The following is a 22,535-nucleotide window of genomic DNA, read 5'->3' on the forward strand; positions in this document are numbered from 1 at the left end:
CACGCCCTGCGTGGGGCGGCGGGGCTACTCGAGCAGCTCTCCCCGCTCAGCCTTGGCGACCAGCGACGCGGGCGGCAGGAAGTGCTTCCCGTAGCGCTCCGCCAACTGGCGCGCGCGGATGACGAAGCCTCGCGGCCCCGTGCCGGACGGGCCTTCGTAGCCGTTGATGTACTGCACCACGCCGCCCGTCCACGGCGGGAAGCCGATGCCCAGGATGGAGCCCACGTTCGCGTCCGCGGTGGAGCGCAGCACGCCCTCGTCGAAGCAGCGCACCGTGTCGATGGCCTCCGCGAAGAGCATCCGCTCCTTCATGTCCTCGAAGGGGATGGTGTAGCCGGGCTTCGTGTAGTGCTGCGTCAGCCCCGGCCAGAGGTTCGTCCGCTTGCCGTCCGCGTAGTCGTAGAACCCGCCGCCCGTGGAGCGGCCCTTGCGCCCGTGCTGGTCGACCATCGCGTCCATCACCGCGTAGCTGCCGTGGTCCACCCACGGCTGGCCCGCGGCCTCCATGGCCGCCTTCGTCTCCTGGCGGATCTTCCGGGGCAGCGTCAGCGTCAATTCATCCACCAACTGGAGCGGGGCGGCGGGGTAGCCCGCCTGGAGTCCCGCCTGCTCGATGGACGCGGGCGCGATGCCCTCGCCCACCATGGCGATGGCCTCGTTGAGGAACGTGCCAATCACGCGGCTGGTGAAGAAGCCCCGGCTGTCATTGACGACGATGGGCGTCTTGCCAATCTGCACCGCGATGTCGATGGCCTTCGCCAGCGTCGCGTCGCTCGTCTGCTTCCCGGCGATGAACTCCAGCAGCGGCATCTTGTCCACGGGGGAGAAGAAGTGCATGCCGACGAAGTCCGGCGGCCGCGCCACGCCCTCCGCGAGCAGGGTGATGGGCAGGGTGGAGGTGTTGGACGCCAGCACCGCGTCCGGGGCCACCACGCCCTGAATCTCCTGGAAGACCTTGTGCTTGAGCTTCACGTCCTCGAACACCGCTTCGATGACCAGGTCGCAGCCCGCGAGCGCGGCCGGGTCCTCCGCCGGGGTGATGCGCGCCAGGAGCGCGTCGCCCTTCTCCTTCGTGACGGAGCCCTTGGAGACGGCCTTCTCCACCAGCTTGACGGAGTAGCCCTTGCCCTTCTCCGCCGCGGCGAGCGTCACGTCCTTGAGCACCACGTCGATGCCGGCCTTGGCGCACACGTAGGCGATGCCCGCGCCCATCATGCCCGCGCCCAGCACGCCCACCTTCTTCGCGGTGTGCTGCGGGAAACCCTTGGGACGGCCGCCGCCGGAGTTGATGTGCTGCATGTCGAAGAAGAACGCCTGGATCATGTTCTTCGCGACCTGACCGACGACGAGCTCCGTGAAGTAGCGCGACTCGATGGTGAACGCGGTGTCCACGTCCACCTGCGTGCTCTCCACCGCCACGGCCATGATGGCGCGCGGCGCGGGCATGTTGGTGCCCTTGAGCTGCTTGCGCAGGTTGGCGGGGAAGGCGGGCAGGTTCGCCGCGAACGCCGGGTGGGACGGCGTGCCGCCGGGAATCTTGTAGCCCTTCTGGTCCCACGGCTGCTGCGCCGTCGGGTTCGCCTTCACCCACGCCTTCGCCGCGGGCAGGAGCGCGTCCACGGACGGCACCACCTCATGCACCAGCCCCAGCTCCTTCGCCTCCTGCGGGCGGTAGCGCTGGCCCTGGAGCAGCACCTTCATCAGCGCGTCCGTGATGCCCAGCATGCGCACCGTGCGGACCACGCCGCCGCCGCCGGGCAAGAGGCCCAGCGTCACCTCCGGCAGGCCTACCTGCGCGCCCTTCACGTCCGCGATGATGCGGCGGTGGCACGCGAGCGCGATCTCCAGCCCGCCGCCCAGCGCCGCGCCGTTGATGGCCGCGACCACGGGCTTGCCCAGGGTCTCCAGCGCGCGCAGTTGCGCCTTGATCTCCTGGCCCAGGTCGAAGACCTGCTTCGCCTCGCTCTTCTTCACGTTGCGCAGGTCGTTCAGGTCGCCGCCCGCGAAGAAGGTCTTCTTCGCGGAGGTGATGACGACGCCGGTGATGGAGGCCTTCTCCTTCACCAGCCGGTCCACCGCCGCGCGCATGGACTTCACGTAGGCGGCGTTCATGGTGTTGGCGGACTGGGAGGGGTCGTCCATCGTCAAGACGACGATGCCGTCCGCGTCCTGTTCCCAGCGCAGGGTGTTCTGTTCGCTCATGGGTTCGCTCGAAGGTCTTTGAGAGGGGAGGGAGGGTTCAGACGCGCTCGACGAGGGTGGCCACACCCATCCCGCCGCCGACGCACAGGGTGACGACGGCGCGGCGCGCGTTGCGCCGCTCCAGCTCATCCACCACGGTTCCAAGGATCATGGCGCCGGTGGCCCCCAGCGGGTGCCCCATGGCGATGGCGCCGCCGTTGACGTTGAGCTTGTCGTCCGGGATGTCCAGGTCCTTCTGGTACTTGAGGACCACGGAGGCGAAGGCCTCGTTGAGCTCGAAGAGGTCGATGTCCTTCACCGACAGGCCGGCGATGTCCAGCAGCTTGCGGGTGGCCGGCAGCGGGCCGGTGAGCATGATGGTGGGCTCCGCGCCGGACGTGGCCACGGCGGCGATGCGCGCGCGAGGCGTGAGGCCCAGCGTCTTGCCCACCTTCTCCGAGCCCACCAGCACCAGCGCCGCGCCGTCCACGATGCCGGAGGAGTTGCCCGGCGTGTGCACGTGGTGGATGCGCTCCACCGCGTGGTACTTCTGGAGCGCCACCGCGTCGAAGCCGCCCATCTCCCCCATGGTCGTGAAGGACGCGCTCAACTGGCCCAGCGAGGCCACGGTGGAGTCCGGGCGCATGTGCTCGTCGCGGTCCAGGATGGTGAGCCCGTTCTGGTCCACCACGGGGACGACGGATTTCTGGAAGTAGCCGTGCTTCCACGCGTGGGCGGCGCGCTCCTGCGAGCGCACGGCGTAGCGGTCCACGTCCTCGCGGGTGAAGCCCTCCATGGTGGCGATGAGGTCCGCGGAGATGCCCTGCGGCACGAAGTAGGTGTCGTAGTTGGTGGCGGGGTCCATGGCCCACGCGCCGCCGTCGGAGCCCATGGGGACGCGGGACATGCTCTCCACGCCGCCCGCGATGACCAGGTGCTCCCAGCCGGAGCGCACCTGCTGCGCGGCCAGGTTCACCGCCGTCAGGCCGGAGGCGCAGAAGCGGTTGAGCTGCACGCCGCCGGTGGTGTCCGGCAGGCCCGCGGCCAGCACCAGCGTGCGCGCGATGTCCGCGCCCTGGTCGCCCACGGGGGACACGACGCCCAGCACCACGTCGTCGATGTACTTCGGGTCCAGGGTCGGGTGGCGCTGCTTGAGCGCGTCCACCAGGCCGACGAGCAGCGACACCGGCTTGGTGCCGTGCAGGGCGCCCTTCTTGCCCTTGCCGCGAGGGGTACGGACGGCGTCGAAGATGAATGCTTCCTGGCTCACGGGGAGCCTCCTTGTGAGAAGGGAGGGGGCTACAGGGACCGGGCGACGAGCTGCTTCACGACCCCGGTCGCGCCGGCGAAGATTCGCAGGACGCGGGGGGCCGCGAACAGAGGGGCGATGGGGATTCCGTTCTTCAGCGGGTCCGGGAGCGCGCACGGATGGTCCTGCCAGCCTCCGTCCGGATGGAGTAGAGGGCGGGCCATGAAGAAGAAGCCGTCCCCCTCCAGCGACCTGCCCTTCGAAACGTTCACCTGGGCGCAGGTGCGCGACGAGGTGAAGGTCCCTGGCAATGGCGAGGAGGACTCGGACCGTGTGCTCGTCCTCACCGGGAGTGTCGTCATCCCCCACGACCTGGGGCTGGACTTCCGCCAGGGCCTCTTCGCGCAGGATGACGAGGACGCGCCTCCGTTCACCGGTCTCATCGTGCGAGGCGATCTCACCGTCGAAGGCTGCGTGCTCAACTGGGAGAACGACTTCGGACCGTTCCTCCAGGTGCACGGCAACCTCGTCGCGAAGCGCATCGCCATGGGCGGCGCCCGGCTCCACGTCACCGGCGACGTGACGACCGAGGACCTGGTGGCGGTCTACAACCACGGCAGCGTCTTCGTGGGCGGCAACCTCAAGGCCCGCACCCTGGCTTCGCATTACGCCTTCACGGTGGTGGGTGCCGTGGAGGCGCACCGCTACCTGGGCCAGGACTCGAAGGTGTTCGCGGTGGCTGGCGGGGTGGAGGACACGCGCGACCCCTATGACGCGAAGGGCGTCTTCGTGCCGGCGGTGGTGGCGGACGGCCGCGTCGAACTGGACAAGGCACGCGCCCGGCTCGCGGCGGGCAAGCCCATCGCCCGCGACGCGTTCACCAGCATCCGGGAGGCGTTCCGTCAGCTCGTCGCGAAGAAGCTCGCGGAGCCCGACAAGGTCAAGAGCCTGTCGCTGGAGGACAAGGGGCTCACGTCCCTGCCGGAGGAGCTCTTCCTGTTCCGCAAGCTGGAGAAGCTCAACCTCCGCCGCAACAACCTCCGCGCGCTCCCGGAGGCGCTGGGACAGCTCACGGAGTTGCGCGAGCTGGACCTGCGCGGCAACGGCCTGCTGGAGCTGCCGGACTCCGTGGGCTCGCTGACGAAGCTGCGGGTCCTGGACCTGGAGGCCAACTGCCTCTGGCGGCTGCCGGAGTCGCTGGCCGGATGCGTCGAGCTGCGGCGGGTGAACCTGGTCAACAACCCGTACGCCTCCGTCCAGCGGGCCTTCGGGAGCTGGCGGCAGGTCCAGCTCATGTTCGACTTCCCGGAGGTCCTCACGCGGCTGCCGAAGCTGGAGGTGCTCACCTTCGAGGGAACGCCGCTGCGCACGCTGCCGGCGCGCCGCTTCGACAGCGCGACCTTGAGCCAGGCCACGGTCCTCCGTTCGCTGGTGACGCACGTGGATCCGGCGCTGCACGCCCAGCTCCAGGTGGACGTGGAGCGCAGCCGGGAGAGCGCGGCGGCCTATGTCGGCTACTGGTTCCGCCCGGAGACCCTGCGCCTGGAGTCCTTCTACGACGCGAAGGCGGACCGCCATGACTTCGCGGAGGTGCTCGCGCTGCTGGCGCTGCTCTTGCGCATCACCATCCCCGTGGCGGCGCCCTACGAAGAGACGCTGGAGAAGTTCCGGGTGCGGAGCCAGGAGATCGCCCGGCACCTGGACTGGGACGGCGACAAGCCCCGGCACGTCCACGCGCTCTTCGGAGCGCTGCGCGACGCGCTGGGGCCGCTGGGCGAGCCGTATCCCGGCGACGCGCTCATCGCGGGCCTGCGGGACGTCTTCGCGGCCCTCGCTGGTTGAGCCGCCTGGTGACGCCAGACATCAGGTGATGATCGGCGTCATCGCGCTGGGCGGGGAACGCCTGGCCCAAGTGACTGATTTCACGAAGCCCCAGGGTTGGCATGTGCCGTGCTCTTGGTCCCGGCATGTCCATCTCCTCCCTGAACCGCGCGTCCTCCTTCCAGCCTTCCTCGAGCATCTCCCAGCTCAAGCCGGCGGCCGCTCCGGCTCAGGGTGGGGTGGGCGCCTCGGCGCAGCAGCCCCGGAACGACCTGCGCCGGATGTTCATGGCCGACTCCTTCGAGGCGGGCCCGAGCCGGCTGGGTGGCGCCTCCGGGGACTTCCAGAAGCAACTGTCGGAGGTCGTGGCCCAGCTCACGCAGTTGGTGAAGATGCTCCAGACGCAGTCGCCCGCGGCGCTGGGCCAGGGCGCGGAGGGTGCCGCGTCCGCGGTGGGCGGCGTGGGCGGTGCGGCCCCGGCGCAGCAGGCGGCTCCCACGGCAGAGGGCGCGGCTCCGGCCTCCAGCACGGACGCTCCGGCGCACCCCACGTACAACAGCGACGCGGGCCCCGGCTTCGGCCCGCCGTCCGCCGGATCCACGGAGCCCGCGCCCGCGAACGCGCCGTGGCTCGCGAAGAACAACGTCGGGTCGCCCTACAACAGCAACATGCAGCTCATCGACGAGAGCCAGAAGGGCCAGTTCAAGTACACCAACACCTTCACCAACAAGACGAACGAGCCGCAGACCCTCACGCTCTGGAACAAGACGGGCGAGAACGGCAACCCGAACGACGGGCAGAACTTCGACAAGAGCACGCCCAAGACGTTCACGCTCCAGCCCGGCCAGTCGCAGGTGGTGGCGTTCGACAGCAACACCAGCGTGGCGTGGTGCGCGTCCAAGGACGGCACGGCGAAGCCCGGCGCGAACTCCGGTCAGACCTGGGGCGAGGCCACGTTCGCGAACTCCGGCACCGGCTGGAGCGGCTTCGACACCAGCCAGATTTCCCCCGCGGGCCACAACGGCAAGATGTCCATCACCAACGAGGCGACCGGCAAGACGGTGACGGAGGCCAACGCCTGGCAGACGGAGAAGGACGACCCCGCGCTCCACGACGTGGGCGTCCCCGCCGGTCCGCTGAACCTGCGCACGGAGATCGGCTGAAAGCCATCCAACCCGCGATGACTCAAAGGCCGAGCGCCGCCTTGCACGTCTTCACATACAGGTCCCGGAAGAGGTTGTCCGGGTCCGTGCGCTGCTTCACGGTCTGGTACGTCTCGCGGTTCCAGATGCTCCAGAAGGTCTCCTCGTCATAGTAGTTGTAGGAGATGAGCGTCTTGGTGCCGTTGACGCGCTGGAGTTCGTCCTCCAGATCCTTGTAGACGTTGCGTCCCGGCGGCTGCTTCATGCCGTACACGGCCAGGTCCAGGAACAGCGGGTCCTTCATCCCGGACCACCACCGGGGCGTCAGCCATTCGTAGTCGCGCGTCCGCCGGAAGGGCACGCACCACACGGGGTAGTGACGTATCTCGCGGTGGTACCAGTCCATGAACGCGGCCGTGCCGGAGAAGGGGACGAACACGTCCACGATGACGGGCGGGTCCTTCTTCGGCAGCAGCCGGGTGAAGCGGTTGGCCGTCCTCAGCACGCTGTCGGAGTGGATGAGCCTTCCGAACAGCGCCCGCGCGAGGAGGTTCTTCGGTCTGACGTGCGTGACGCCCCGGTTGTAGCGGAAGAGGTAGTCATACGTCGTCAGGTAGTCCTCGCTCCGGCGCGGGATGCTCTCGCAGTAGGCCGTGAGCCAGTCGTAGCGGTGGACGTACGGGGCCCGGTCCACGAAGTGGCCCACGCACAGCACGTGCTTCGTGGGAGAGAAGATCTGCCCGTCCAGGTAGTCCGCGCCCGGGTCCTGGAAGTGGTGCCAGATGCCCTGCTGGAAGGACTCCAGGGTGGTGTGCGTCTCGTTCGTCACCCGCACGTAGGGCGCGCAGCGCGTGAGCCTGAAGCGCACCTTGGACAGGATGCCCAGCGTCCCGAACGAGCCGTGCATCATCTGGAAGAGGAGCGGCTCCTGCGTCGGGGAGCAGCGCAGCACGTCTCCCTTCGCGGTGATGACCTCGTACTCCAGACACGTGTCGTGGAAGCCGCCCTGGCGGAAGGACATGGACTCGATGGAGCACCCCGCGATGGCGCCCCCGAGCGTGATGGTCTTGTGCTCGGGGACGATGAACGGGATGAGCCCGTGCGGCAGGGTCGCGCGCACCACCGCGTCGAAGGTGGCCGCGGGCTCGGCGGTGCAGGTCATCCCCACGGGGTCGATGTCGAGGATGGCGTCCAGGTCGCCCAGGTCCACCTTCTCATCGCGGCGCCGCGCATCGAACCGCTTGGGGACGCTGTGGGGTGGGGACTTCTTCTTGAAGGACGCGGGCCCCTGGCCCTTGCGCTGCCGCAATTGCTGGCTGATGGCTTCGACCTTCGCCTCGTGAAGCGCCTCCGCCCGTGAAGAGCCCTCCACCCGGGGACCGCCTGTCACCGACTCCGTGCGCATCCGTTTCCTCCGTTGGCGGAAGGGTGGGGATGCCGCGGCGCGTGGTGAGCCCTCGCCTGTCGGAGCGGGGCCAACCCGGACGCCCACCCACCGGGCGGGCGTCCGGGCGGCTGGGGCCGCTCAGGTGGCTTCGAGCCGGCGGCGCAGCTCCGTGGTGCTGACCTCCTGCGTGCCGCCCCGGTCCATCAGCGTCTGTCCATCCTCGGAGTAGAGCGCTGGACGCCGGTACAATGTGCGCAGGGCGTGCAGGTGCGGGTAGACGATGGAGGCCCGGGGGCTCAGCTCGCGCAGGTGCTTGCGCAGCAGGGGGGCATACCTGGGGCTCTGCGCCGGGAAGATGTGGTGCTCCTGGTGGTAGCTGAAGTTGAAGTGCAGCCAGTTCATCAGCGGGTGGGTCTCCACGCTGGCGGTGTTCACGAAGGGGTTGTCCGTCTCCTCCGCCGCGGGCTGCATCCAGTGGTTGGTGGCGATGTAGATCATCAGCGTGACGTTCCCGATGAGCAGCGGCAGCACCAGCGCGTAGAACGCGGCCCGGGGCCCCAGGACCCACCCGAGCGCCACCCAGCCCGCGGTGACGAGCACCGTGAGCACGCGCTCCCGGGTCCGGTGCAGGTGCACGTGCTGGAACGCGGGCAGCCGGCAGTGGTGCCAGAGGAAGGCCTGTCCCTGCGCGGTGAAGAAGACGCTGAAGCTGATGAAGCTCAGCCAGTGTCCGGAGCCGGGGGACATGGCGTGGAACAGCTTCGCGAACCCCTGGGTGTGCCAGTCCGTCCTGCGCGGGAGGATGTCCGGATCCCTCACCAGGACGTTGGCGGCGCCGTGGTGGGCCTGGACGTGCCAGGCCCTCCAGTTGCCCGGCGTCACCAGGAAGGGCGCGAAGCCCACCCAGCCCAGCAGGCTCTCCCACTTGCGGCCGTGGAACACCGAGTGGTGCAGGGCCTCATGCGCGGCGAGCCCCACGGCGGTGATGAGCTGACCCAACGCGAACGCGATGAGCAGACAGGCCCAGTGGGGCAGCGTCCAGGTGCCGAGCACCCAGATGAGCGCCGCCTCCACCGGCACCAGGCACAGCGCCACGATGCCTCGCAGGGGTTGTCGTTCGAAGGCCTCCGGAGGCAGCACGCGGCGCAGCTCCGAGCGGAGCCGCTTGGCGTCATCCGGGGACAGGGGAATGGAAGAAGTGGAATCAGTCATGGCGGTTGCCTGGACGGGAGAAGGGGTTGTCAGGCCATGGGACGGGCGATGCCGCCTTCGACGAGCATCCGCAGACGGCCGGCTTCGTCATGCGCCGCCACGGTGCCGCACTGGAGCAGGTCGCCCTCCACGCGAGGGGCGAGCGACTTCAGCGTGAGGCGGCGGGGAGCCCGGGAGTCGTGCGCCACCAGGTCGCGGTCGAACGTGGCCCGCTGGACGCCCACGGGCGCGAACACGTCATTGGACACGCCGTCCACGTGCATCGCGCTCAGGCGCAGGGCCGCGTCCAGCACGAGCGCCGGCACGCCGTGGCCCGCCTGCCGCGGAGTCTCCGGCAGCCCGAGCCGCGCGAAGCGGGCGTCCTCCTCCAGGCGGATCTCCTCCAGGCAGTCGAACATCCTGCGCAGCTCGATGGGGGAGCCCGTGGCGCAGTGCGGGTCGTGCACGGGCAGGCCGTGGCCCGAGGCGCGGGCGGCCTCCAGCCGGGGTGGGGGCCGGGGCGGCTCCGCCGTCAGCGTGAAGCGGGCCTCGGCGTAGACGAGGTCGCGCTCCAGCACCACGCCGGAGGCATGGACGATGTCCCCCGTGAGCTTCACCCGCACGCTGTGCTCGCCCGGGGCATCGGTGAGGGGCGTGCACTCGGCGCGCAGGGACTGCTGGCCGCCGGGCTTCACGCGGATGAAGCGGGAGAAGCGGACGTCCTCGATGGTGACGGTGCGCAGCTCGGGGCGCGCGTTGTCCAGGGCCGCCTGGAACATCAAGTCCAGGGCCCAGGCGCCGGGCAGGGTGGGCGTGCCCCGGACGAGGTGGTCCTCCAGGCACGGGACGCTCGCCGCGTCGACGGTGAGCGGCCTTCGCGTGGGACGCGGAGGCTCCGGTGTGGGCGCGGGCGGGGCGAGGACCTCCAGGTGGTAGAAGGCGCGCTCGCTCTCGGTGAGCTGGACGTTGATGGGTTGGACGGGCTGGCCGTCCACCAACTGGAGGAAGAGCGCCTCGCCCTCCTCCGCGCGGATGCCGCGCAGCCGGCGGCTGGCGCCGAGCACGCGGTACTCCGAGCCGCGCGTCATGCCGATGCCGTCCCAGGCGAGCCAGCCCACGCTGCACCACTGCACGTCCTGGCGCGCGTCACTGACCCAGGCGCAGAGCCGGTCCAGCGCCTCGTTCGCCGCGCCGTAGTCCGCCTGTCCGTCGTTGCCGATGTAGCTGAACGCGGAGGTCAGGACGTGGAAGGGCACGGGGGCCGGGAGGCGGCGAGCGCAGGCCTCGCGCAGGTTGCGCAGTCCCAGCAGCTTGGTGTCCAGCGTGCCGCGCAGCTCCGTGAGCCGGCGGCGGTGAAGCTTCTTGGACACCTGCGTGCCCGCGCCATGGACCACCAGGTCGAGCCGCCCGTGTTCGCGGAGCAGCTCCGCCACCACGCGGTCCACGTCCTCGGGGTGGGTGACGTCCGCGGCGCGGTAGGTCATCTGGCCGGGGAGCCGCATGAGCCCATCGAGCGTGGTCCGCAGCTCGCGCACGGCCAGGTGGCGCTCGAAGCGTGCTCGCAGCGCGGGCATGCGCACGGAGCTGTCGCGGGCGAGCTCTGAGGCATAGAACTCGCGCTCCACGGCGCCCAGTTCCTCGTCGCGCGCCTGGAGCACGCGCTCGGGAGCGTCGGAAGGGTCGCTGCGGCCCAGGAGGACGACCTTGCAGCCGTACCGCTTGAGCAGCGCTCCGGCGAGGACGGCCGTCACGCCGCGTCCCCCGCCCGTGAGCAGGACCACCGAGTGGGAGTCGAGCGTGACGGCGGGCCGAGCCGGGACGTCCGTGGGCTGGAGCAGCCGGACGCAGCGGACGGAGCCGTCGAAGCAGACCTCCACCGGAGCGGTGTCGTCACCGGAGCCCAGCTCGGACGCGACGTGGTCGAGCGCCATGCGGAGCGGAAGCGGACCCGTGGCGATGGCACGGATGCCACGCGAGGGGACCTCGCGGCCCAGGGACTTGAGCAGGCCGGCGAAGAGGCCGGTGACGGGGTGCAGCGTCCGGCGCGCGCCGACGCCGCCGATGCACAGGCTCGCCAGCGTCACGTTGCCGGAGGACAGTGCCTCATAGGCGCGGCGGGCGGACAGGAAGAGCAGCTCCAGCGCCTCATGGCGAAGGGCCGTGTCCGCGACGACGGAGGACTCGTTCTCCTGCGAAGGGAGCCGGCACACCGCGATGATGACCTGAGGCTCGAAGCCGAGCGCATCCAGGCCTGCCTCCGCGGTCTCCTCGCGAGTCAGGTCGATGCCGTGGATCCGCGCCCCCGCATCGGAGGCACCCGAGTGGAGGATGCGGAACTCAGGGCCGCAGACGTCGTGTGCCTGGGCCGAAAGCTCACGGGCCAAGGCCTCGTCCTGAGCGATGAACAGCACCCGACGGCCACGGAGCCGTGATGCGCCGGTCGTCAGGGCCGGGCGCTCAACGAGCACAGGCGCGTGGTAGCGGATGGGAGCCGAGTGGTCGAAGCCATCAGCGGCCTCCGAGCTGGGAGCGGAGGTCGACAGCGAACGAGCCTCCCCCAAGCGAGCCGAGTCCGCCCGCGCCTGCACGGCCCCGGTGGCGGTCGCCTCGGAGTCGGGCCGCGCGGGGAGCGTCGCGATGGCGCCTGGTGCAAACGGAGCGCCATTCCCACGGGCCTCCAAGCTGCCCGCCTCCGGTCCGGAGCGGCCCAAACCTGTCCGACTGTCGGACAAGTTCCCGTGGTCCGACTGGAGCGGCAGCTCCTCGCGGCCGAGGTTGCCCAAACCTGTCCGACTGTCCGACAGGTTCCCGTGGCCCGGTTGGAACAGCAGCCCTTCCGGCCCGGCATGGTCCAAACCTGTCCGACTGTCCGACAGGTTTCCGGTGTTCGGGTGGCGCGGCTGCGTCCGAGCCATCGCAGGTGATGCCGGGAGACCGGCGCGGCGCGGCAGCTCGCTTGCGTCCGCTCGGGTCGGTTCTCCCTGGCTGTCCAAACCTGTCCGACTGTCGGACAGGTTCGTGCGGTTCGCCGCCGGCAGGGCGGTCCCTTCGAAGTCTCGATTCTCAGCACCGGGAACTGAAGGCATGCCCGAGGGCGTGGCGGTCGTCGCTGAAGCTCGGCGCTCCGCGGAGGGAGACCTCTCCGCCACCGATTGTTCCTCCGGGGCTCCAGGCCGGGCGCCGAGGCCAGGATGAAGCTGGAGCACCAGCCGTGTGCCGGTCGCGGCATCCGGATGGAATCGCAGCGTGACGGCCTGTCCTTCGGCGGCGGCCCGCACCGCGCTCAGCACCTCTTGTGCCTCCCGGGCGGAGTGGGGCGGCAACGTGAGGCCCGGTCCTGAGCTGGAGCCCGTGGCTTCGGACATCCGCAGATGGCACAGTGGCTTCAGGCCCTTCGCTTCCGCCTTCGCGGCCGTGGTCACCGCCAACATCGTCATGCCCTCTTCGGGCGCGGATGCGGTGGGGCCTTCCCCGGGCCTCTTCACGTGAGCGCTGCCCACCAGCACCAGCTCGAAGCCGCTGTCCAACAGGGCCCTGGATGCCCGCAGCGACGCGGCCAAGGTGCTGGCCCCCGCGTCCACCACGAAGTTCGGACCCTTGGTGTCGAGCACCCCCGCCACCCGCCCCGGCGTGACGTTGGGCATCATCCCCTGGAGCGTGTACGGCCCGGACGGCCGCAGCGCGCTCACCGCCGCGTGGAGCCGGTCCACCAGCGACAGCAGCCGCGCGGCGTCCGGAGTCCGCTGGATGTGCTCGCGCAGCCTGCGCCGCGTGGAGTCCGCCAGCACCCGCTGCGTGGCCTCCACGCCCCGGCGCGTCTTGCCCTCCAACCCCAGGACGATGGCCGTCCCCGTCCGCAACGAATCGAACGCCCCCAGCTTCTTCACGGCGTCGCTCGCGACGATGAGCCCCAGGTGCTGCGTGAGGTCCATGTCCTCGGTGATGTCCGGCAACAGCCGCACGGACGCGGGCAGCCGCATCCCCTTGGCGTCGAAGCGCACCTCCGGGAACATCCCCTCCGCGGCCACCACGACCAGCTCTTCACTCTTGGACTGCACGGCCCTGGCGCGCGGCGCGAGCGCGCCTCCCCGGTACTCCTCCAACACCAGGTGCGCATTCGTGCCGCCAAAGCCGAAGCCGTTCGTGGCCGCCCGGCGCGGATGCTCCCCGTTCTCCGGCCACGGCTGCTCCCGCGTGCTCACCTCGAAGTCCGGCCCGAGCGCTCGCAGCCCCGCGCCTGGACGGTCGAAGTGGGACTGGGGCGGGAAGCTCCGGTGCTCCAGCGCCTTGCACAGCTTGATGACCGAAGCCGCACCCGCGGCCCACCCGACATGGCCGATCAACGCCTTCACGCTCGCGAGCTGGAGTCCCTTGCGCTTGCCGCCGAAGACGCGGCCAATCGACTGCAGCTCGGTGGTGTCCCCGGCCGGCGTGGCCGTTCCGTGCGCTTCGAGGTACTGGATGGACGCCGGTTCAACGCCCGCCGCCGCGTAGCACGCCTCCATCGCGGCCACCTGTCCGTCCGCTCGCGGGACGTTCGCGGAGCTGCTGCGCCCGTCGCTGGACAGCCCCGCGCCACGGATGACCGCGTGCACCCGCAGCCCCGAGGAGACGGCATCCTCCAGGCGCATCAGGCCGACCACTCCCGCGCCCTCTCCGAAGATGACGCCATCCGCGCGCTCGTCGAACGGCCGGCTCCCCGTCGCGGAGAGCCCCTTGAACTGGGAGAACAGACAACTGTTGCCCGGCCCCGGTGAGAACACCCCGCCCGCGAGCACCAGGTCGGCCTCGCCGCGCTCCAGCGCCTTCATCCCCAGCGCGATGGCGTAGAGCGACGAGGCACACGCCGCGTCCAGCAGCACCGTGGAAACGCTCGGGCCCACCACGTCCGTCACCACCGCCTGGAGGGTGGGGTGCGGCGCCAGCTCGGAGGACGTCGCGGTGACGCCCAGCGCCTCACGCATCAGCGCGGAGAAGTCCCGCGCCGTCTCTCCCCGTGCGCGCAGCAGGGCCTCTCCCGCTTCCACGCACAGCGCTTCGTCGTACTCGGGCGAACCGTCCGCGGTGGAGCCGAGCAGGCACTGGATGCGTCCCGGCGCGGTGGACCGCAAGGACTCCATTGCCTGGCTGATCGCGATGGCCAGCAACCGCTGCTCACGGCCATAGCGCAGGAAGCGCTCCGGCGCGATTCCCGGAGGCGGCGCGAGGTCGCTGTCCAGGACCCGCCCGGTGAGCAGCGTGTACGTGCGGTCCGGAGTCACCGCCGGACCCACGAAGTCCACGACCTGATCCGGATGGCTCACACCCGTGTCGACAATGCCGCTGATGCCCCGCTGGATGTTCCGCCAGTACGTCTCCGGATCCTTCGCGCCGCCCGGGAGCATGCAGCCCAGCGACACCACCGCGATGGCCGGAGCCACCGGCGTCACGGCCGCAGGGGCCACGGGCAGCGACTGGTCCACGGACATCAGCGCCACGGATGCGTCCTTCGGCAGGATCCGCTGGACGATGCGCGTGAGCCGCCCCCCGGTGCCGCAGTCCACGAACCGCGCGCAGCCCGCGCCCACCAACGTCTCCACCGCGCCCGGGAAGTCGAAGGGCCGCACCAGGTGGGACGCGAGCGCCCCCGCCAGCTCGGACCCGCCACGTCCGTACACCCGCCGCTCGATGGGCGAATAGATGGGCCCCCGCGCCGGATGCACGGACAGGCCCGCGAGGCTCGCGCGGAACGCGGTGACCGCGGGCGCCAGGCTCGGGTGGTGGAACGGGTAGCGGCTGGAGATGAACGTGAAGCCCTTGCCCTGCCGCTCCAGGAACGCGCGCAACCGCTCCAGCTCCTCACGAGGCCCCGCGACCACGGTCTGCCGCGAGTGATTGCGGCCCGCGACCTCCAGCGCCCTGGCCCCGCTGTGCGCTATTGCCCCGACGCTCTCCGGCTCCGACAGGGCGACCGCCGCGAGCGTGCCCAGGTCGTCCGGCACCGTCTGGAGCGCCCGGATGCGACGGCACACCACCTCCGCGCCCGTGCGCAGGTCCATGGCTCCCGCCGCGGTCATCGCCGCGATCTCCCCGAAGCTGTGCCCCACGAACACGTCCGGCCGGGTGCCCTGACGCTCCATCCACCGCGCCCCCAGCACGCCGGACAGGAAGATGCCGAGCTGATCCAACAGCGGCGCCGCGTCCAGCGCCCGGCCCACCTGGGCCACGTCCTCCGCCGCGAGCAGCGGACCCACGTCGATGCCCTGCGAACGGCAGGCCTCCGACACCGCCAGCAGCTCGTCACGCAGCTCCGGCTGGAGCGCCTTCAACTGGAGGAAGAGGGCGGGCTCGAACGTGCCCTGACCCGCGAACAGGAACGCGGTGGCGTTGGCCGGCAACGCAAGTCCGGGCGTGGGCACCGGCTCCGGAAGACGCACCGTCCGCGAAACGCCGCGCGGGGCCGTGTCCGCCAGCAGCGTCCGCGCCAGCTCGCGCACGGCCTCCGGGAACAAGGCCTGGACGCCTGCGCCTCCCTGCAGGGCGAGGTCGCGGAAGCTCTTCGGACCCGTGGGCTCGTGCAGTGCCGCCAGCGATTCGAAGCTGCGCTGGAAGGACTTCGGGAACGCGCGCAGCACGCCCTGCCGGTCCGCGCAGAGCACGGTCTGGTAGCCGCAGGCCACCGGCGTGCCGTCGCCCTTCAGCGTGCGGAAGCAGAAGCGCAGGGACACCTCGCCGCGCTCCTCCAGGGACGTCAGGATGATCAGCCGGTCTCCCAGCACCGCCGGGGCCAGGTTTCGCGAATAGCCCTCGTAGGTGAGCAGGAGCACCTGGTCGAAGTCGCGCCGGAACTCGGGCTCCTCGAAGGCGTGCGGGCTGAAGAGCAGGTGCTCCCGGCCGGCGCACTGGAACTTGAAGTTGGTGAGGAAGTGATGGCTCCCGTAGGCCATCGTGTCATCGAAGTGGATGTCATACGGGACGGCGAAGAAGTCCATGGTGGTGGCTCCTGGAAGGTGACGGGTCAGGACGCGCGCGCGGCCGGCAGCAGGCCGTCCACGGTCCCGGAGAGGCCGGCGTCCACCACCCAGATGGCGCCATTCACGCGCTGGGTCTTCGGCCCCAGCAGCAGCTCGGTCACGTCCGCGACGTCGTCCGCGGTGCACAGCCGTCCTCCGGGCGTCGCGGACTCCCAGCGCGCCACGCGCTCCGGGGCGTCCGGGAACATGCCCAGCAGCTCCCCGTGCACGGGCCCCGCGGACACGCAGTTGGTGCGGATGCCATCCGGCGCCAGCTCCGCGGCCAGGTAGCGCGTGAGCGACTCCACGCCTGCCTTCACCACGCCCTGGCATCCCAGGTCGTGCATGTACCGCTGGGACATGGACGTGGACATGGTGACGATGCTCCCGCCCCCACGCGCGGCCATCAGCGGACGGGCGCGCATCGCGCACTCGTAGGTGCCGGTGATGCAGGTGCGGAACGCCTTGTCCCAGTCCCGGGGCGCGATGCGGTCGAACGGACCGATGAGCCCGTTGGACGCGTTGCACACGAGCAGGTCGAGCCCGCCCAACTGCTCGCGGATCGCCGCGAACATCCGCTCCAGGTGCTCCTCCTGCGCGACGGAGCCCCACAGGTGGACCGCCCTGCCGCCCGCGTCGACGATGTCCCGCGCCGTCTTCTCTCCGTCCTCACGCGAGTGGAACGAGTTGACCACCACCGTCGCGCCCGCGCGCGCCAGCCGCGTCGCGATGACCCGGCCAATGCCCTTCCCCGAACCCGTGACGAGCGCGACCTTCCCCGCGAACGGCAGCTCCGTGCGCAACGGAACAGGCGCGGGCGCAGCGTGGACGGGCGCGCGAGGCCTGGTTTCCACCACGGGCGGCGCGGCCGGCAGCAGCGCACGGGCCGCGTCGGCGATGGCGGCCATCGTGCGCAGGCGCTGCGACGGCTTCGGCGCTCCGCCCAGCCCCAGCTCCTTCATGAGCACGGCCATCACCTCCGCCTGCTTCACGGAGTCGATGCCCAGCTCGTCCTCCAGGTCCGCGTGCGGCGTGAGCAGCTCCTCCGGGTAGCGCGTCACGCGCGCGAACACGGCGCGCACGCGAGTCAGGAGATCCGGAGCGTGGGTTCCAGCACGCGCCTCGACGCCAGCGCTCACGGCGGACGCCACCGGAGGCGGCGCGGACGTGACGACGGGCGACGGGGCCGTTCCCAGCGCCTCCTTCACCGCTCCCGCGATGGCGCCGAGCGTGCGCGCCTTCCCGTTCCGCGGCAGCCGGTCCGGCGGCAACTGGAACTCCCGAGCGATGACCGCGGCGATCTCCGCGAGCTTCACCGAGTCGATGCCCAGCTCGTCCTCGAGCTGCGCATGCTCCGTCAGGATGTCGAGCGGATACCGCGTGACGGACGCGGCGCACTGCCGCACCTGCTCCAGGATGTTCGAAGGCGTGGATGTATGGGATTGGGAAGAACGCGCGGACATGATGGCCCCTGTCGGTTCAATGCGTGACGGGGGCCGACTGTAAATGGGGGTCTGACACGTGCCGCGAAGCGACGCGCACAGCTCACAGCAATCAAGGAGGTGGTGAAGACTGCTCGTGCGCGGGAATGCGCGCGCCCTCTTCACGAACCACGCGAGCACGCCGCCGTCCCAGCCACAGGGGAATGCACAGCGAAGGCAGCGTGAGCAGATCCGTGACGTCCACCGTGTGCACCGTGGGCCGGACCGCGGGAATGCGCGCGCCCGCGAGCCCCGCGCGCAGCGCGTAGAAGGGCCACTGCAGCGCGCCCAGCGCCCAGCGCCACGCATCCCCGGCGTCGGAGGAGAGCTTCGTGGCGCCGAAGCACAGCCCCGTCAGCACCACCGCGCCCACGAGCACCGGGAACGACGGGCGGAATTCCCGCACGCGCCGCTGGAACGCCTGCTCCCACAGCGCCTGGAGGAGCACCGGGAACATCGCGAGCCCGGCGACGTCGGAGAGCTTCCCCGTCCACCACGACGGCCAGCGCGCCTTGAACACGTGGTCGTTCAGCACGAGCATCACCACGGCCAGGAGCACCGCCGGATGCAAGAGGCCGCTGGCCGGAGAGGGCTTCGCCCCGGTGGATGTCACGCCCGCGCGCATGGGGGCACTGTCACACTCGCCGCCGGGACATGGGAAGTCCCGTGATTGCGAGGGTTTGGAGGACGCGGCGGAAAATAATAAAGCCGTGTCGATTCTCCCCGGGCCCATTCGTTGCGTCCCTGAAGGCAGGAAGAAGGACCCCCCCCGCGGCCCGAAGGCGCGCGGCAGGAGACACGACCGTGCGATTCATGATCATCCGCAGGGCGGACAAGGACACGGAGGCCGGCGTGCTTCCGGACGAGAAGCTGCTGGCCGCCATGGGCGCCTACAACGAGGAGATGGTGAAGGCGGGCGTGATGCTCCAGGGCGAGGGCCTGCATCCGAGCAGCAAGGGCGCCCGCGTGAAGTTCACGAACGGCAAGCCGGCCATCATCGACGGTCCCTTCACGGAGACGAAGGAGCTCATCGCCGGCTTCACGCTCATCCAGGTGAAGTCGCGGGAGGAGGCGCTGGCGTGGCTCCAGCGCTGGCCGTCCATCGACGCGGGCGGCAACGTGGAGCTGGAGCTGCGCCAGGTCTTCGAGGACGACGACTTCGGCGCCGAGTTCACGCCCGAGCTGCGGGCGCAGGAAGCCCGCATCCGGGAGCAGGGCGCGAAGAACAGCCGCTAGTGCCGCGATGGCGCCTCCGCGTGACATAGACTGCCGCGCTCCCGGGGCCGGAGTGAAGGCAGGTGCAGCGATGTTCCAGCGGCTGGTGCTGGTGTGCGCGGTGTGTCTCATGGCGTGCGGAGGCAAGCGGGTGGCCACGGGGCCAGGCTCGCCGCCGGACCGGGTGGACGACGGCTGGGACGTGGCCTCCTTCGAGGACACGGGCATGCAGCGCCCGTGGTTCGACGCGCTGGAGCACGACGTGTCCGAGGGCACGGTGGAGACGCCAGACGCGGTGCTCGTCGCGAAGGGAGGCCAGCTCGTCTACGAGCGCTACTGGAACGACTTCACGCGGGAGCAGGCGCACGACCTGAGGTCCGCCACGAAGAGCGTCACGTCGCTGCTGGTGGGCATGGCGCACGAGCGCGGGCTCCTGCCGGACCTGGACGCGCCGGTGCTCCCGCTGCTGCCACACCTGTCGCCGGTGAAGAACGCGGATCCACGCAAGGAGCGCATCACGCTGCGCCACCTGCTCCAGATGCGCTCCGGACTGTCATGCGATGACTGGGACCCCAAGTCCCCCGGCAACGAAGAGCGGATGTACGACACGGACGACTGGGCCCGCTTCATCGTGGACGTGCCCATGCGGGACGAGCCCGGCACCGTGACGCGCTACTGCACGGGCGGCGTGGTGCTGCTGGGCGCGGTGCTTGAGCACGTCAGCGGCCGCTCCATCCCGGACCTGTCGCGCGAATGGCTGTTCACACCCATGCAGGTCCAGGACGTCACCTGGCAGCCCGCGGGCAAGAAGGGCACGGACACCGGCGGCCACCTGCGCCTGCGTCCGCGTGACTTCCTCAAGGTGGGGCAGCTCATGCTCGACGGTGGCGCGTGGCAGGGCGACCGCCGCGTCTCCGAGGCGTGGGTGGCGGAGTCCGGCAAGGCGCTGGGGCCGCTGGGCGACGCGGGCTACGGGCTCCTGTGGTGGAGCACCCGCTTCGTCATCAACGGCATCCCGGTGGAGGTGTCCTTCGCGCGGGGCAACGGAGGGCAGTACGTCTTCGTCGCGCCTTCGCTGGGCGTCACCGCGGCCTTCACCGGCAGCCATTATAATGATGCGGACTCGGCGCTCCCCGGGGTCCTGTTCGGACAGTACGTGCTGCCGGCGGCGCTCGGGCTGGAGCGGCCGGGGGCGCGGGACGGGCTCGTGTCGTCCGTCCGACGGTGACCGCCCGGGCCGCATCCGGATTCAGACGGGACGGTGCGCTTCTTGGATGACCGCGCGCTGACGGGTGGGCAACGTCCGCCGTGGCATGGCACCTCCGAAAGCACCTCGCACCCGCAAGAGCTCCGACCCCTCCGGCTTCGTCCGCGTCCGGGGCGCGCGCGAACACAACCTGAAGCACGTGGACGTGGACATCCCTCGCGACGCGCTGGTGGTCTTCACCGGCGTGTCCGGCTCCGGCAAGTCGTCGCTGGCGTTCGGGACGCTCTACGCGGAGGCGCAACGGCGCTACTTCGAATCCGTGGCCCCGTACGCCCGGCGCCTGATTGATCAGGTGGGCGTGCCGGAGGTGGACGCCATCGACGGGCTTCCCCCGGCGGTGGCGCTCCAGCAGCACCGGGGCGCGCCCACGTCCCGCTCGTCGGTGGGCAGCGTGACGACGCTGTCGAACTCCGTGCGCATGCTGTACTCGCGCGCGGGCACGTACCCGCCGAAGCTGGAGCGGCTGGACTCGGACGCGTTCTCCCCGAACACGCCCGCGGGCGCGTGCCCGAAGTGCCACGGCATCGGCCGTGTGTTCGAGGTGACCGAGCGCTCCATGGTGCCGGATGACTCCCTGAGCATCCGCGAGCGCGCCGTCGCCGCGTGGCCGCCCGCGTGGCACGGCCAGAACCTGCGCGACATCCTGGTGACGCTCGGGTACGACATCGACAAGCCCTGGCGCGACCTGCCCAAGAAGGACCGCCAGTGGATCCTCTTCACGGACGAGCAGCCCACCGTCCCCGTCTACGCGGGCTTCACGTCCGCGGAGGTGAAGCGGGCCATGGCCCGCAAGGAGACGCCCAGCTACATGGGCACCTTCACGGGCGCGAAGCGCTACGTGATGACCACCTTCGCGACCACCCAGAGCGCGATGATGAAGAAGCGCGTCGCCCGTTACATGGTCGCCAGCGACTGCGCGCTGTGCGAGGGCAAGCGCCTGAAGCGCGAGTCCCTGTCCGTCACGTTCGCGGGGCGCGACATCGGAGACCTGTCCCGCCTGCCGCTGGAGCAGGTCGCGGAGCTCCTCCGGCCCACGGCGGAAGGGAAGGGGAGGGACGCGGACGCCATGGCCCGCGAGCACCCGGAGAAGCTCATCGTCGCCCAGCGCATCACGAAGGACCTGCTCGCACGCATCCAGGTGCTGACGGACCTGGGCCTGGGCTACCTGTCGCTGGAGCGCAGCACGCCCACGCTGTCACCGGGGGAGCTGCAGCGGCTGCGGCTGGCCACGCAGGTGCGCTCCAACCTCTTCGGCGTGGTGTACGTGATGGACGAACCCTCCGCCGGCCTGCACCCCGCGGACACGGAGGCGCTGCTCACGGCGCTGGACCGGCTGAAGGAGGCGGGCAACTCGCTGTTCGTGGTGGAGCACGAGGTGGACGTCATCCGCCACGCGGATTGGATCGTCGACGTGGGCCCCGCCGCCGGTGAGCACGGCGGGCGCGTGCTCTACAGCGGCACGCCGGAGGGACTGGCGAAGGTGGAGGCGTCCCGGACGCGGCGCTACCTCTTCGAGGAGGAGGCCCTGCGCCGCCGCGAGCCCCGGAAGCCCACGGGGCGGCTGCGCCTGGAGGGCGTGACGCGCAACAACCTGCACGGGCTGGACGTGGACTTCCCGCTGGGCGTCTTCACCACGGTGACGGGCGTGTCCGGCTCCGGCAAGTCCAGCCTGGTGAGCCAGGCGCTGGTGGAGCTGGTGGCGGCGAGGCTGGGCCAGACGCTGGCGCCGGAAGAGGAGGAGGGCGAGCCGCTGGACCGCGAGCCGGTGGTGGCGAGCGAGGGATATATAAAGGAGGGGATGGAGGCCATCCGCCGGCTGGTGACGGTGGACCAGAAGCCCATCGGCCGCACGCCGCGCTCCAACCTGGCGACGTACACCGGCCTCTTCGACCACGTGCGCAAGCTGTTCGCTGCGACGCCGCTGGCGAAGTCGCGCAAGTACGGCGCGGGGCGCTTCTCCTTCAACACCGCGGGAGGCCGCTGCGACACGTGCGAGGGCGAGGGCTTCGTGAGCGTGGAGCTGCTCTTCCTGCCCAGCGTGTACGCGCCGTGCCCCACGTGCCACGGCACCCGCTACGACGCGAAGACGCTGGAGGTGCGCTACCGCGAGAAGAACATCGCGGACGTGCTGGGGCTGACGGTGGACGGCGCCTTCGACTTCTTCACCGAGGAGCCGCCGCTCCAGCGCGCGCTCAAGGTGCTGCGCGACGTGGGCCTGGGCTACCTGCGCCTGGGCCAGCCCGCGACGGAGCTGTCCGGAGGCGAGGCCCAGCGCATCAAGCTGGCCACGGAGCTCCAGCGCACCCAGCACGGCGACACGCTCTACGTGCTGGATGAGCCCACCACCGGCCTGCACCCGGCGGACGTGGACAAGCTGATGGCGCAGTTGGAGGGACTGGTGGACGCGGGCAACACGGTCATCGTCGTGGAGCACGACCTGCGCGTCATCGCCGCCAGTGACCACGTCATCGACGTGGGGCCCGGCGCGGGCAACGCCGGAGGCCGCGTGGTGGCGCAGGGCACTCCGGCGCAGGTGGCGAAGGTGAAGCAGAGCCGCACCGCGCCCTATCTGGCGCGGGTGCTCGGGTGACTTAGGCCGGGACGGCGCG

The 22,535-nt window shown here is 70.6% G+C and carries 12 protein-coding genes; 5 read left to right on the forward strand and 7 right to left on the reverse strand.

Annotated elements, in window-relative coordinates:
• Nucleotides 1-24: 24 nt before the first annotated feature.
• A complete protein-coding gene (locus K8556_RS03880; RefSeq protein WP_223738641.1) occupies nt 25-2,202 on the reverse strand; it encodes a 3-hydroxyacyl-CoA dehydrogenase NAD-binding domain-containing protein in 2,178 nt (725 codons plus the stop codon).
• Between the two features lie 37 nt (nt 2,203-2,239).
• Nucleotides 2,240-3,451, reverse strand: a complete 1,212-nt coding sequence (locus K8556_RS03885) for an acetyl-CoA C-acetyltransferase (RefSeq protein WP_223738642.1) — start codon at nt 3,449-3,451, stop codon at nt 2,240-2,242.
• 201 nt (nt 3,452-3,652) lie between these two features.
• Between K8556_RS03885 and K8556_RS03890 the strand changes: the two genes are divergently transcribed.
• Both K8556_RS03890 and K8556_RS03895 read left to right on the forward strand, forming a co-directional pair.
• Nucleotides 3,653-5,272, forward strand: coding sequence for a leucine-rich repeat domain-containing protein (locus K8556_RS03890; RefSeq protein WP_223738643.1), 1,620 nt, complete (start codon nt 3,653-3,655; stop codon nt 5,270-5,272).
• Nucleotides 5,273-5,397: 125 nt separating this feature from the next.
• Nucleotides 5,398-6,414 (forward strand): hypothetical protein, encoded by a 1,017-nt coding sequence (locus tag K8556_RS03895; protein WP_223738644.1) that lies wholly within the window; start codon nt 5,398-5,400, stop codon nt 6,412-6,414.
• Nucleotides 6,415-6,436: 22 nt separating this feature from the next.
• On the opposite strand, the gene K8556_RS03900 is transcribed toward K8556_RS03895, so the two are convergent.
• From K8556_RS03900 to K8556_RS03920, 5 genes are all read right to left on the reverse strand, one after another.
• Entirely contained in the window at nt 6,437-7,798 is a 1,362-nt protein-coding gene (locus K8556_RS03900) for an FAD-binding oxidoreductase (RefSeq protein ID WP_223738645.1), read from the reverse strand.
• Between the two features lie 120 nt (nt 7,799-7,918).
• On the reverse strand, nt 7,919-8,992 hold the full coding sequence (locus K8556_RS03905) for a fatty acid desaturase (protein ID WP_223738646.1): 1,074 nt from the start codon (nt 8,990-8,992) through the stop codon (nt 7,919-7,921).
• Between the two features lie 29 nt (nt 8,993-9,021).
• The gene (locus tag K8556_RS03910; RefSeq protein ID WP_223738647.1) at nt 9,022-15,942 is read right to left on the reverse strand and encodes a type I polyketide synthase; all 6,921 of its coding nucleotides are present in this window, start codon (nt 15,940-15,942) and stop codon (nt 9,022-9,024) included.
• Between the two features lie 26 nt (nt 15,943-15,968).
• Nucleotides 15,969-17,426 carry an SDR family oxidoreductase gene (locus tag K8556_RS03915; RefSeq protein ID WP_223738648.1) on the reverse strand — a complete coding sequence of 486 codons (1,458 nt, stop codon included), beginning with the start codon at nt 17,424-17,426 and terminating at the stop codon, nt 15,969-15,971.
• A 91-nt stretch (nt 17,427-17,517) separates the two neighbouring features.
• Complete coding sequence (locus K8556_RS03920; RefSeq protein ID WP_223738649.1) at nt 17,518-18,057, reverse strand: hypothetical protein; 540 nt, start codon at nt 18,055-18,057, stop codon at nt 17,518-17,520.
• Between the two features lie 191 nt (nt 18,058-18,248).
• On the opposite strand from K8556_RS03920, the gene K8556_RS03925 reads away from it, so the two are divergent.
• The 3 genes from K8556_RS03925 (at nt 18,249) to uvrA (ending at nt 22,516) form a co-directional block, all read left to right on the forward strand.
• Nucleotides 18,249-18,680: a YciI family protein gene (locus tag K8556_RS03925; protein ID WP_223738650.1), complete on the forward strand. Its 432-nt coding sequence runs from the start codon at nt 18,249-18,251 to the stop codon at nt 18,678-18,680.
• 70 nt (nt 18,681-18,750) lie between these two features.
• Nucleotides 18,751-19,887 (forward strand): serine hydrolase, encoded by a 1,137-nt coding sequence (locus K8556_RS03930; protein WP_223738651.1) that lies wholly within the window; start codon nt 18,751-18,753, stop codon nt 19,885-19,887.
• Between the two features lie 85 nt (nt 19,888-19,972).
• The gene (uvrA, locus tag K8556_RS03935) at nt 19,973-22,516 is read left to right on the forward strand and encodes an excinuclease ABC subunit UvrA (protein WP_223738652.1); all 2,544 of its coding nucleotides are present in this window, start codon (nt 19,973-19,975) and stop codon (nt 22,514-22,516) included.
• Nucleotides 22,517-22,535: the final 19 nt, after the last annotated feature.

This window comes from Corallococcus sp. AS-1-12 (assembly GCF_020036995.1).
Lineage (GTDB): Bacteria > Myxococcota > Myxococcia > Myxococcales > Myxococcaceae > Corallococcus.

Coding starts and splice junctions, on each gene's coding strand:
- K8556_RS03880 (WP_223738641.1), bottom strand. CDS start 2,202: ATGAGCGAACAGAACACCCTGCGCTGGGAACAGGACGCGGACGGCATC.
- K8556_RS03890 (WP_223738643.1), top strand. CDS start 3,653: ATGAAGAAGAAGCCGTCCCCCTCCAGCGACCTGCCCTTCGAAACGTTC.
- K8556_RS03895 (WP_223738644.1), top strand. CDS start 5,398: ATGTCCATCTCCTCCCTGAACCGCGCGTCCTCCTTCCAGCCTTCCTCG.
- K8556_RS03900 (WP_223738645.1), bottom strand. CDS start 7,798: ATGCGCACGGAGTCGGTGACAGGCGGTCCCCGGGTGGAGGGCTCTTCA.
- K8556_RS03905 (WP_223738646.1), bottom strand. CDS start 8,992: ATGACTGATTCCACTTCTTCCATTCCCCTGTCCCCGGATGACGCCAAG.
- K8556_RS03910 (WP_223738647.1), bottom strand. CDS start 15,942: ATGGACTTCTTCGCCGTCCCGTATGACATCCACTTCGATGACACGATG.
- K8556_RS03915 (WP_223738648.1), bottom strand. CDS start 17,426: ATGTCCGCGCGTTCTTCCCAATCCCATACATCCACGCCTTCGAACATC.
- K8556_RS03930 (WP_223738651.1), top strand. CDS start 18,751: ATGTTCCAGCGGCTGGTGCTGGTGTGCGCGGTGTGTCTCATGGCGTGC.
- uvrA (WP_223738652.1), top strand. CDS start 19,973: ATGGCACCTCCGAAAGCACCTCGCACCCGCAAGAGCTCCGACCCCTCC.